Genomic DNA, 5,613 nt, shown 5'->3' with positions numbered 1-5,613 from the left:
TGCCAGACCAGCTTTATTCTAGCACAGGAGGTTCTTTCTCTTCACTAAAGTATTTTTTATCCACCCCCAGTTGAACTGGGGGTTTTATCATGCCTATTCGGCGCCAATAAAAAACCCCCGCACATTGCCCAATTGGGAATGTACGGGGGTTTTGGCGATTAGATATAAACCTCCACGGTCAAATCATGCCATTTTGACGGTTTTATGCCGTATCCATGGGATTTATAGAAGGTTTGTGCTTCATCAAATCCAATGGTGAATGACAGAACTCTTACTTGCGGGGGTTCTTGATAGCAGCCTGTCCTGTGCCAATCCCGCCGCCGAAATGTCCCCATTCAGCCGACCGTTTCTGTTGATCAGAAAGGTTTGGCGGGAAGCCCCGGGGGGCGGCCAGGCCCCCCGGTATAAATTGCTTTCCAATGTAATGCGCGGATATTCCTTCCGCCCGTTGACCTCGCAGACCAGCGTCTGGGGTTCGGGCGCCAGATCCAACACCCAGGCGAACCGCGTGTCGTCGATGGGTGTGATGCGGCGGACAAAGTTCTGGATGAACCACTCGCTCACCATACCGTCGGTGAAATCCACCGCCTCGCAGAGGCTGGCCTCAATGGCGTCCATGTCCAGCGCCTTGTGGTCTCCCTGCTTGGCCAGCAGTTCCGCCTTCTCCTTGTTGACCCGCTGCTGCTGGGCGCCGATCTCGTTGCTCTGCTCCACAAACTGGCTCAGAGTGATCTGGTTGGATGCCTTCATCATGATCAGGTTGTCCAACCGTTGGTTCAGGGCGTCCATGCGCTTGTCCAGTGCCTTCAGCTTGTCCGGGTCGGCGCTTTCCTCCCGGTAGCAGGCGTTGAGCATCCGGCAGGCTTCCAGCACTGCCTCCCGCCGGTTGCCCCACACGGTCTCGAAGATTTTCCGGGCCATCAGTTCCAGCTTCCATTCGGGGAAGGCTTTCAGTTCACAGATGCCCTCAGGCAGGCCGTGCTTTTTCAGATACAGGGCGGATTGCTTCTTGTGTCGGTAGCACTCAAAGCCATAGACCTGAGTGCCGTCCGCCTTGGTGTTCCACAGATACCGCCGCAGCTTGGAACCGCAGTGGCACACCAGCTTGGTGACCCAGACGTTCTTGGCTACAGTGCCGCCGTACTTGCGGGGCTTGCCGTTCTCGTCCAGCAGGTTCCGTTGGCGGCTTTTGCGGATGTCGTTGCACCGGTGCCAGAGTTCCTCGTCGATGATGGGGGTGAAGTTTCCCTTTTTCAGGATGTAGGTTTCCTCGTCGTTGTTCTTCTCCCGGGTGTGGTCCAGCAGGTCGGTGGTCCGGGTGCGGTTGTAGACGCAGTAGCCCATGTAGGTGGGGTTGCGCAGGATGCGGGTGATCTTGCTGGAATCCCATTTCATGTGCCCGCCGCCATCCTTGCGGCCTTTTGCGATCAGGGCCTTGGCTACCTTGCCCAGCCCGTCGCCGGTGGCGTACTGTTCAAAGATCATCCGCACCGTCTCGGCCTGTTCCTCGTTGATGACGTAGGTGTTGTGGGCCTTGTCCAGATCGTAGCCCAGGATGTTGCCGTTGCCGAAAAGCACCCCTTTCTCCCGGCTCATCTGGATGCCGGCCCGCACCCGCTCGCTGGTCTTGCGGCTTTCCTCCTGGGCCATGGTGGCCATGATGGTGAGCCGCAGCTCACCTTCGTTGTCCATGGTCCAGATGCTGTCCGCGGCAAAGTAGACCTCCACCCCCAGCTTGCTCAGCTTCCGGGTGTAGAACAGCGTGTCCATCGTGTTGCGGGCGAAGCGGCAGACCTCGCGGGTGACGATCAGGTCAAATTTGCCGCTCTGTGCATCCTCGATCATCTGCATGAAAGAAGGGCGCTTGGTAGCCTGGGTACCGGTGATGCCCTCGTCCACATACTGGCCCACCACCTCCCAGTTGGGGTTCTTGGCCGCCAGTTCCTGATACCAGTCCATCTGATTGTCCAACGCCGATACCTGGGCTTCGTGTTCGGTGGAAACCCGCCCGTAAAACACCACGCGGCGGGGGCGGTTCCGGTATTCCTGTAAAAAGCTCATAGGATCAACCTCCTTTGGTGTACGCTCATTGTAGCGTATTGGTTTTTGTTTGAGAAATGTACAAATGGGTATTCTTCAACGCCGCTTCTTTTTCTTTTTGGCCGGGGCAAGCGGCACTGCCGGGACCGGCGGATAGGTAGCCAGCACATTGTCGTAGGTGGCCTTGTTGATCTTGCCCTCCTCGTACAGCCGCTGAATCAGTTTGTGGGCAATGTAGCGGGAATCAATCTGCAAACCCTCCATAGGGATTTACCTCCTCTCCGTTGGGTGTGTTGGGTGTAAAGGGCGAAAATGTCCGGGGCAGCATGGCCCCCTGCATGAGCAGCACCGTGCTGTTCAGCAGCTGAAGCGTGTAGTCCAGCTGCTCCCGGCTTTCGTCGGTGGACTGGTTGCCTGCCAGCTCTTTCAGCTGGGTTTCCATCCACTGCATCTGCCGCAGCAACAGCCGGTAATCGGCGGGCGGCAGCGCCGTGGGCGTCTTGTGGATGATGAGCAGACGAAGATACTGCTCCCGGGACAGCCCGGTGAGGGCCACATTGTCGTTGAGCCGTGCCAGCTCTCCCTCGGTCAGACGGACCTTCACTTCTTTGGTCCGCTGTTTGGTTTTGTTTTTCATGGGTTCTCCTTTTGGTTCATTCGGTTGGGTAAGTATGCAACAACGCAAGGGACAGCGGCGGCGCGCCCTTTTGCATGGTTGCCTTGGTTCATGCGTTCAGCTGCCAGTACCATTTATCGCCCTTGCGGACACTGCGGATATTCAGCCTGCCTTTGACCAGATTCACCGTCCGGTCCTGGATACCTTTGTTCTTGAAATGCTGGATGATCTCCTGATTGGATACCGGCCCCTTTTCCAGCAGCCGGGGCAGTTCTTCCTCCACCTGCTGTTGCTTGGTGGGGGCTTCCGTCAGACTATCGCAGCCGTTCAAAAGGGATTCCGCGTCCTCGTCCAGCTGCCGCAGCCATTCCACATGGTCGCTCAGCTCAAACAGCATCGCCGGACCGGCAGCGGCCAGATTGCTTTTTACAGGTACCAGCACCCGCTGTGTGGGCGAACGCTGGTACCGTGTCACAGTCAGAATGGACCGCACGGCACCGGCAATGTCGATGGAACCGCTGGTGCGGTACAAGGCGCTGATGCCGCTCATTTTATTCATGTGCGCCACAATGAGCACGGCGCATTTGGTGCGCTGGGCCATGGCATACAGACTGCGGAAAGCGCCCCGCACCTCGTTGGCCTGATTCATGCTCACCGTAGGACCGATGTAGGCTGAAAGCGGGTCGAGGATCAGCAGCCGGGCGTTCTCCTGCAAGATGCTTTGCTCCAGCCGTGGATCGTCAAAGGTCAGCGCCCGCTTTTCTTCATTGATGATCTTGATGCGGGTGCAGTTGGCTCCTGCGCTCTCCAGCCTCGGCTTGATGGTGTCGGCAATGCCGTCCTCCGAGGTCTGATACAGGATGTTGATGGGCTCCCGGACAGCTTCCTCAAAGGGAAGGCTTTCCCCTTTGGAGAGCAGTGCCGCCAATGACAGCACCGCCATCGTTTTGCCGCATCCGGGGTCGCCCTGTAATATGGTGATCTTCCCGTATGGGATGTAAGGATACCAAAGCCATTTCACTTCCTCTGCCTGGATATCCGCAAAACAGAGGATCTCTTGTTCATTCACAAAAGTACCTCCTTCATGAAGTTCAAATGAAAGGCCGGTCCGCCGAATCCGTTCCTGTCCGGGTGTCTCCCCAACGTCGTCTCGCTCGCCCTGCGGGTCATGGCAAGATCGTATCTCTTTCAGCGGCCGGGTATTCAGTTTTCAAGGTTCCGTGGCAACAGAATATCACGCCTTGACGTCAAAAGCTATACATGTTACGATGTTTTCATGTAAAGATGAAATTACACGTTAGTTTTAGAGTCATTACACAAATATATAGCGATAAAACGTTGTATTTGCAACGCTCTACATTTGAGGAAAATCCATTATGTCTACAGGTTTTATCTTCCGTTTTGAGGGCGATAAGCTGCTACAGCCCTTTTTAATTCCCCAATCCTTGTTCACACCCCAACTTCAGGGTGATCCCGCCGCCCGGGAAATGCGTCGCCAGCAGGAATTGGAAGCCAACCATATGCTGCTGGAGAATATCGAGAAAGCCAGAGTATCTCTGGATAAAGCCCCTGAACCTGGGCCGCTGGATGCCGAGTTTGAAAAGGAACCGGATTTTGAGCCTGACGAGGGAACCTTGCTGAACCGGTTGAAGCGGTGGCGCAGCAAATTCTTTGCTGATAAGCAACCCCCGGAACCAACACCGGAGGAAACTTTGGAGGCGGAGGAGCCACTTTCTGCCCAGGCAGAGCAGCCGCCCCGGCTCATATTCGTGCGCAGACAGCGTACCGGTGTAATCCATCGGTATGAACTGCTGGAACGATTGCTCAGCATGAGTCCACAGGAATACATAGACTATCTTCGGGAACATCAGAAAAACATCTGGATGGAAGAAAGCTACCCGCTGGGGATGCTAGTGTTTGCTGCATTGGATCTCCCCTGGGCGGAGCTGGCACAGGAAGCGAAAGCACTGCTGGACGCAAACCGGGATGCCGAAATGCCCATCAATCCGGATTTGTTTATCACCTCTGACTGGCATTATGTGGCGCCGGCTTCTTCGCCAGCACCTCCCGAAAGGAATCTGCGCACCGTGGCTGAGGGGCTGGCCCACCCGGAAAAGACACTCTACTGTCAGGTGGCAGCACTCTACAATAAGGTGCAGGATGCCTTGCAGGATTACCCAGCCATGCAGAGTCTGCTGAAAGATTACTGCACCCAGGCCGCTTCTGACTTTTACTATCAGGCGGTGCGGAAGCTGAACTTTATGGCCCTCTCTCAGGGAGACCAGGACATCATGAGAGAAAACAAATTCGTAAACGTGGCACTGCGGGAGCTGAACAGAGCCTTTGCTCTGGAAAGTGCCTCCGAGTGTATCGAGCGGTTTCTGGATTCCTGGCCGGAACCCGATGCGGTGTTAGTACGCTATGGGGATTCCGATGATCGGGAGTATTCCGCTGCCGCCTATACGATTCTCAATCGGTTGTGGGAACAGCTGAAAGTACTGTCTGATTTCCAGCCCAGTCTTGCAGATCTGGTGGAATTCACACTGGTGGCCGCCGACAACCATCCTGAAAAGGATGCCACTCAGTTTTTGGGCGACGCCATGCTGTTGCGGTATTCCGGCATAAAGGCTGGGGAAAAGCTGTATGAGCGGCTCCACATGAAAATGCTCAGCCGTTTGTCTTTGCCGGAGGAATCTCCAAAAGCCCGGAAACATCCCGACATTGCCAGCCGTAGTTACTATGTAGCAGACAATCTGGCCGAGGTTGTCATGGTGGATTTTCTGCAAATGTGCGGTCAGCATAAGACCGCCCGCAGATGCAAGCAGTGTGGAATGTTGTTTGTACCGTTCAGCTCAGCTGCAAAGTATTGTGACCGCAAATCTCCCAATGGCGGGCAGCGCACCTGCAAGGAAGTGGCCGCCGAGGAAGTGGCAAAAAGCCGCACGGTGGACCCCGCG

5 protein-coding genes are annotated in these 5,613 nt (G+C 55.7%); 1 reads left to right on the top strand and 4 read right to left on the bottom strand.

Features of this window, described 5'->3' with window-relative positions; translation table 11 throughout:
* Positions 1–243 precede the first annotated feature (243 nt).
* The 4 genes from H6B10_RS12215 to H6B10_RS12200 form a co-directional block, all read right to left on the bottom strand.
* Positions 244–2,061, bottom strand: coding sequence for a recombinase family protein (locus tag H6B10_RS12215; RefSeq protein ID WP_204651858.1), 1,818 nt, complete (start codon positions 2,059–2,061; stop codon positions 244–246).
* A 75-nt stretch (positions 2,062–2,136) separates the two neighbouring features.
* Positions 2,137–2,304, bottom strand: coding sequence for a hypothetical protein (locus H6B10_RS12210; RefSeq protein ID WP_204651857.1), 168 nt, complete (start codon positions 2,302–2,304; stop codon positions 2,137–2,139).
* Positions 2,285–2,677 (bottom strand): plasmid mobilization protein, encoded by a 393-nt coding sequence (locus tag H6B10_RS12205; RefSeq protein WP_204651856.1) that lies wholly within the window; start codon positions 2,675–2,677, stop codon positions 2,285–2,287. Before H6B10_RS12205 ends, H6B10_RS12210 begins: the two co-directional genes overlap by 20 nt.
* 88 nt (positions 2,678–2,765) lie before the next feature.
* On the bottom strand, positions 2,766–3,725 hold the full coding sequence (locus H6B10_RS12200; RefSeq protein ID WP_204651855.1) for an AAA family ATPase: 960 nt from the start codon (positions 3,723–3,725) through the stop codon (positions 2,766–2,768).
* 307 nt (positions 3,726–4,032) lie between these two features.
* On the opposite strand from H6B10_RS12200, the gene H6B10_RS12195 reads away from it, so the two are divergent.
* Positions 4,033–5,613, top strand: a 1,581-nt coding sequence (locus H6B10_RS12195; RefSeq protein ID WP_204651854.1) for a DUF6076 domain-containing protein, incomplete at its 3' end; no start/stop codon positions are given.

Source organism: Gemmiger formicilis (genome assembly GCF_016901605.1).
In the GTDB taxonomy this organism is placed as follows: domain Bacteria; phylum Bacillota; class Clostridia; order Oscillospirales; family Ruminococcaceae; genus Gemmiger; species Gemmiger formicilis_B.
The sequence above is the reverse complement of the archived record's forward strand: the minus strand, read 5'-3'. Positions and strand labels throughout refer to the sequence as shown.